At 67.4% G+C, this 3,405-nt stretch carries 6 protein-coding genes; 5 read left to right on the top strand and 1 reads right to left on the bottom strand.

The features are described from left to right. The 5 genes from AB852_RS41245 to AB852_RS37450 form a co-directional block, all read left to right on the top strand. On the top strand, positions 1-356 hold a 356-nt coding region (locus AB852_RS41245), incomplete at its 5' end, for a response regulator transcription factor (protein WP_245877079.1). 108 nt (positions 357-464) lie between these two features. Further along, positions 465-671: a hypothetical protein gene (locus AB852_RS37465; protein WP_073796173.1), complete on the top strand. Its 207-nt coding sequence runs from the start codon at positions 465-467 to the stop codon at positions 669-671. Then, the gene (locus AB852_RS37460) at positions 668-1,273 is read left to right on the top strand and encodes a pilus assembly protein TadG-related protein (protein ID WP_245877080.1); all 606 of its coding nucleotides are present in this window, start codon (positions 668-670) and stop codon (positions 1,271-1,273) included. Before AB852_RS37465 ends, AB852_RS37460 begins: the two co-directional genes overlap by 4 nt. A 15-nt stretch (positions 1,274-1,288) precedes the next feature. After that, positions 1,289-1,888: a hypothetical protein gene (locus AB852_RS37455; RefSeq protein WP_073796165.1), complete on the top strand. Its 600-nt coding sequence runs from the start codon at positions 1,289-1,291 to the stop codon at positions 1,886-1,888. Positions 1,889-2,020: 132 nt separating this feature from the next. Next, positions 2,021-2,641: an OmpA family protein gene (locus AB852_RS37450; protein ID WP_425444215.1), complete on the top strand. Its 621-nt coding sequence runs from the start codon at positions 2,021-2,023 to the stop codon at positions 2,639-2,641. Between the two features lie 33 nt (positions 2,642-2,674). Here AB852_RS37450 and AB852_RS37445 read toward each other — a convergent pair whose 3' ends face one another. Next, on the bottom strand, positions 2,675-3,181 hold the full coding sequence (locus tag AB852_RS37445) for a DinB family protein (protein WP_073796163.1): 507 nt from the start codon (positions 3,179-3,181) through the stop codon (positions 2,675-2,677). Between the last annotated feature and the right edge of the window lie 224 nt (positions 3,182-3,405).

Genomic DNA, 3,405 nt, shown 5'->3' with positions numbered 1-3,405 from the left:
CGGCTGTCTCGGATTCACCCACCGGATCGTCCGGATCGAACGAAGTCCCTTCGCAGATGCAACGACTTGTGGGACAGTCATGGCGGGTCCGCGGCCGCTACGCCCCCGGTGGGCACGACGGCGGCCGCGAGCAAGGTGTGTTCGGTCTCAGCTCCAGAGAGGTGGAGGTCATGGATCTCATCGCGTCCGGCATGAACAACCGGCAGATCGCCGCCACCTGTTTCATCAGTGAGAAGACCGTCAAGAACCACATCAACCGCATCTTCGCGAAGTTGCAGAGCGCGAGCCGCAGCGAAGCGATCGCCCGCTGGCTCGGCACCGCCCACTCCCCCCTCCGCGAGGGGTGGTCCCGATGACCCCGCGCCCCCGCCGGAGTTGGGCCCACGGGCCCACGAGGAGAACGGCCCGCATCGCGTACCTTTCCGTAATCGGCTGTGTACAGCGATGGAACGGAAGGACGCGCGATGAGGATTCGTCTGACGGTATGGCGCCACAGGACCATCGCCCGCTTCCGCGGCCGCGCCCGCGACGCGGGCGCCGGCTTCGTGGAGTACGCGGGCCTGCTGATCATCATCGCGGGCATCTTCACGCTGATCGACCAGCTGGGTCTCGACGGTCTCATCTCCAATGCCATCGGGGATGCTGTGAACGACGTCGTAGGCGGCGGCTGACGCAACCTGGATTCCGTGGCGACCTGGGGCAGACTCTCCCGATCTACATTTGGCTCACGGGAGTTCTGCTCTTTGTCGCGTTTGCGTTCTTCGCGTTCGCTCAAGCCGCCTCGGCCCGTAACGGCGCCCAGTCCGCCGCTGATGCCGCCGCGTTGGCCGCCGCTCAGGAGGCCCGGGGCGAGTTGCTGGACGATCTGGGTACGGCGTTGGGCGAGGACGAGGACTGGCTGGACTGGCTGACCGGCGATCTGCTGGCAGGTACCGGAGCGCAGGCGGCCGCCGAGCAACTGGCTGCCGAGAACGACTCCAGCGTCACGGGATTCGGCCCCACCGAAGTCAACGGATACCCGGGCTATGACGTAGAGATCGAGACCAACTACCCCGTCGGTGACTCGATCATTCCAGGCACGGAATCGATGAACGCCAGCGCGCGAGCGGTTGCTGTTGTCGAGCCGCGGTGCGACTTCGATGTGAACGCAGACCCTGCGGAGATCATCGAGCTCGACTGTGACGGTGAGCTTGTCGAGATCGACCCGGAGGATTTTCAGCGGGATGATCTCCCTGACGCGTCTGTCTTGTTCTCCGTCCATCTCGCTGAGTGAAAGGAAGCCGTCTCGATGAGCGTTCGGCATGTCAGAAAGAATCGCTCGACAATGACTGCTGCGGCGATCACTGCTGGGCTGGTCCTTCTGGTGGCCGGTTGTGGTGATGGTGGTGAAGCGAAGGACGGCAAGTCCGAGCAATCAGCCTCTCCCGCAGGTGAGTCCGACAAGCAGAAGAGCCCCGAAGAGCCTACTGAGCCGACTGGTTCCACGGAGGCTCAGGTATTGGCGGAGGCAAAGGACGGCGATATCACGGTTGCCATTGAAAAAGCCGTCCGGGATTCAGGTGGCTTTGTGACGGTGTCTGGAACTGTTCGCAACGATGGTAATGGCTCCTGGCTTGGGGAGAATTGGAAGAGCGACGAGCATGAGCTGAGGAACAATGGGGGGTCGCTTGCGGGTGCGAGTCTTGTCGACCGGGCGGGCAAAAAGAAGTACTTGGTACTGAGGGACACCTCTGGGCGCTGCCTGTGCACAAAGTTCAGCCGCCAGATGAGGTCCGGTGATTCCGCCAGTTGGTTCGCCCAGTTCCCTGCGCCTCCTGCCGAATCCAAGGTCGACTTCCAGGTGGGCTCCATGCCTCCCGCCGCCATCGAGATCTCCGAGGGCGAGTGACCCATGGCCGCCGCCCCCGTAACCGGAGTCCCCGAACCCGTGCGTAGCGCGGGGCACCCCCGTCGTGCGCCGCGAAGGCGTTCGGGCGGGGCCGTCACCCCCCTCGTCACCGTCCCTCTTCTGCTGACCCTGGTGTTCACCGGCCCACCCGCCCACGCCGACCCCGGTGACCCCAGCACCCCGCCCGGCAGCGTCTCCGACGCGGGGCCGCCGCAAGAGGTGGACGGCAACAGCCCGGGGCTGCGGCTCGCCGACGGGGCCACGCTCGCTTCGGCCAAGGTGCTGGACATCAAGTCGGTGGTCGAGGACCTGGGCGGCGAGGAACGCCGCGAGGACACCAACACCGATGTGAAGTTCGCCCTTCAGGCGGAGGTCCTGTTCCCCAAGAACAGTCCCAAGCTGAACCCGGAGGCGCTGTCCCGGATCAGGACGATCGCGGGCGAGATCAAGTCGGCGAAGGCCACCGACATCCGGGTCTTCGGCTTCACGGACAACCTCGGTTCGTACGAGCACGGCAAGCTGCTCAGCAAACGCCGCGCCGACGCCGTCCACGACGCGCTCGCCGCCGACCTGGGCCCCGAGGTGACGTACGCGGTCCGCGGCTACAGCGAGGACTATCCGATCGCGGACAACTCCTCCGAACAGGGCCGCCGCAAGAACCGGCGGGTCGAGGTGTCGTTCCCCCGCGGCGGGGCCGCCACCGAACCCCAGGACAACGGCGGCGACAAGGCGGCGGGCTCGGCCTCCCCCTGAGCGCCGGGGCCCGACCGGTCCCCGGCCCCGTCGCTAGCGGGGTGAGCCGGGCCGGTGGTCGCCCGCCGCCCCGTCGATCAGCTCCCGCAGGATGTCCGCATGGCCGGCGTGACGGGCGGTCTCCTCGACCATATGGACGAGGACCCACCGCATCGACACGGTCGCCCCGTGCCACGCCGTGCCCGTGTCCTCCAGCGCCGTCTCCAGGATCACGCGGTCCGCGGCGGCGCGCGCCCGGCCGTAGAAGTCGACGATCTGCCGGGACGTCTCGTCCGGCCCGAGGACGCTGTCCTCATCGGTGGCCGGGTCGAACCACAGCGGCTCCACCGGGCGCCCGAAGGTCTCGCAGAACCAGCCGTACTCGACGGACGCCAGATGCTTCACGAGTCCGATGAGGTTGGTCCCGGTCGGGGTCATCGGACGGCGGAGCTGCTCCTCGTCCAGCCCCTCCAGCTTCCACAGCACCGCGTCGCGGTGCCTGTCCAGGCTGACGCGGAGTACTTCCTTCTCGTCCCCGGTCCAGGGCACATGTGAGCTCATCCGGGGAACCTAGCACCGGCCACTGACAACCCCCGGCCCTCCAGCCCGACCCCCCTCCCTCCAGCCCGACCCCCCTCCCTCCACTACCCCGGCGAGTACCCCGGGCTACCGGACCCCCGCCCCGACCGTCCCGGCCGGCCTCCCCCGAGGCCCCCCGCCCCCCTGTAATCCGTTCGCCCACCCCGGACGCTCCTGACACCATCGAGGTCATGGACGTCCCCGCC

It is taken from the genome of Streptomyces uncialis, assembly GCF_001905345.1.
GTDB lineage: Bacteria > Actinomycetota > Actinomycetes > Streptomycetales > Streptomycetaceae > Streptomyces > Streptomyces uncialis.
The sequence above is the reverse complement of the archived record's forward strand: the minus strand, read 5'-3'. Positions and strand labels throughout refer to the sequence as shown.